The following is a 1,915-nucleotide window of genomic DNA, read 5'->3' on the forward strand; positions in this document are numbered from 1 at the left end:
ACCATCTTTCCTTCGGTGAAGCGGAGCTTCGGCTGCACTTCCATGATGCGGAACTGGCAGATGCGTTCGCCGCGCTTGATCTCGGTATCGCGAGTAGCGAATGCGGGGAAGCGCCACCAGTCCGTAGGGCCACAGTATGTATCGTCGACGACGCCGACTGAATTTGCCTGAAGCACACCGAACTTCTTGAGCGTGGAGGAACGAGGGGCAAGGTGTCCTTCGTAACCTTCCGGAAGCTTCATAGCCACGCCGAGGTTGATGAGCTTGAGTTCGCCAGCCTTGATGGTCACGTCTTCGTCGGCGGCCATGTCGATCCAGTTGCCCTTTTCGATAGCCTTGAGACGGTAGGTGTCTTCGTGCTGGTACTGTACGATGATTTCGAGTGCGCTGTTGTCTGTAAGGTTGTTTTCTGTCATGAGAATATCCTTGAAGTCAAAGATGTCCTTATCAGTCAGGAGTTGCATCGCCTGTCCGCAGTCGGTACGTCCCCATAGTATCCGTTTACCAGTAGCCGAGTCCGAGATGAAGTCGAGATAACCAGCATACTTCATAGATCCGTCGTCGCGGTGTATCCAGAGTTCAGTTACTCCAGACAATGCGTTGTATTCGGGGCTGATGTTTACGGTCGACAGTACGGTGCAAGTCGTTTCCATTGGGTTCGGCATTTCAAAGTGGTCGTGAAGTTCCACCCTTATGCCAGTCGCTTTATTGAGTTCTCCCATGAGAATTCCAGTGATAAGTTGACCTAAATATAGCAAAAGAGGATTTGCTTGGCAAACCCCCTTTTTTATCCATTTCCAGCCGTTCTTAGTAGCACTTCACGAATTTCTTGAAATATTCACGGTTGGCATCGTAGTAGTCAGTCCAGATCTTTTCGACCTTGTTGAGCGTGTCGTCGTCGGTCTTGTCCATTGCAATCTTTGACGAGTGCTTCGGAGAGGCGATGGCCACGTTCTCTGCGCCGAGGTCGGCGATGACTTCGTAGTCGTTGCTCTTTCCGGCGCGAGCGATCCATTCGTCCTTGAGGTAGGTGGCCCAACCGATAAGGGACTGGTTACCCTTGAGCGTGTTCGGCGTATCCATTCCCGTGTTGAACGAGAGGATACGGAGCTGGCCCACGTACTCTGAACGCTTCAAACCAGCGTTAAGGACTGCGATAGGGCTATTCGCCCACATGCCGCCATCCACGTAAGACTGTCCGTCCTGTACAATCGTGTCGAAGTATGTAGGAGCCGCAGTACTTGTCAAAATGGCGAACCACTTGTCGACCTTCGTATCGCCCAAGTCCCACACCTTCTCGACGCTTTCGCCGTTGGTGTGCGTAGTCGGAATGTAAATGGGCTTCTTCCAGTCGCTCACCTTGCCCTTGAACTTCTTCTTGAGGAGTTCCTTCAAGTAGGAGTTGTCGTAGGTCGGGCAAGACGGCTGCAAGCGCTTGTACCACGAATACTTAGTGAAAATCTTCTTCAAGTTCTCACGGTACAGCTTGCGCAATTCATGCGCGTTATATCCTTCGTCGAAACCGCCAGCGATGATGGATCCAGTCGAGGTTCCAGCAAACGCAACGCCGATTTCGTTGAGTCCTCTACCGACATCGCTTTCGAGACGTTCCATGAACGCGAGAGGGCCGATGCCGAGGGCACCGCCGCCGTTGATACTGATAGCTAGGTAGGGTCTCATACACGTCCTTCAATAACTTGGTCTGCATCGCCGCCATAGCGGACTTGGCAGATTCTGTCCAAGGTGTCAGTATTCAAGCCCCAGCCATTGGTAACAAGCTCAAGTTCCGCGTCAGTAAAGAACTGGCCTTCTGCAAGAGCGTTGTACACGGCGTTCGCGTCGTTGTAGTCGATGGATTCGAACAGCACGTCAGCAATCTGCTTGACGGATTCGCAAATCGGAGAACCGCCGATTT

Annotated in this window: 3 protein-coding genes; all 3 read right to left on the reverse strand. The window is 52.3% G+C overall.

Annotated features, from left to right (window positions below):
* Nucleotides 1-416, reverse strand: a 416-nt coding sequence (locus ACJMM9_RS03285; RefSeq protein ID WP_405323834.1) for a dUTP diphosphatase, incomplete at its 3' end; no start/stop codon positions are given.
* A gap of 391 nt (nucleotides 417-807) precedes the next feature.
* Nucleotides 808-1,680, reverse strand: a complete 873-nt coding sequence (locus ACJMM9_RS03290; RefSeq protein WP_405323830.1) for a patatin-like phospholipase family protein — start codon at nucleotides 1,678-1,680, stop codon at nucleotides 808-810.
* The coding region (locus ACJMM9_RS03295; RefSeq protein ID WP_405323832.1) for a hypothetical protein at nucleotides 1,677-1,915 on the reverse strand (239 nt) is incomplete at its 5' end. The genes ACJMM9_RS03295 and ACJMM9_RS03290, both read right to left, overlap by 4 nt.

It is taken from the genome of Fibrobacter sp. (assembly GCF_045112255.1).
Lineage (GTDB): Bacteria > Fibrobacterota > Fibrobacteria > Fibrobacterales > Fibrobacteraceae > Fibrobacter.

What these genes read in the sequence shown, in the direction of transcription:
- ACJMM9_RS03290 (WP_405323830.1), bottom strand. Translation starts at nt 1,680, where the DNA reads ATGAGACCCTACCTAGCTATCAGTATCAACGGCGGCGGTGCCCTCGGC.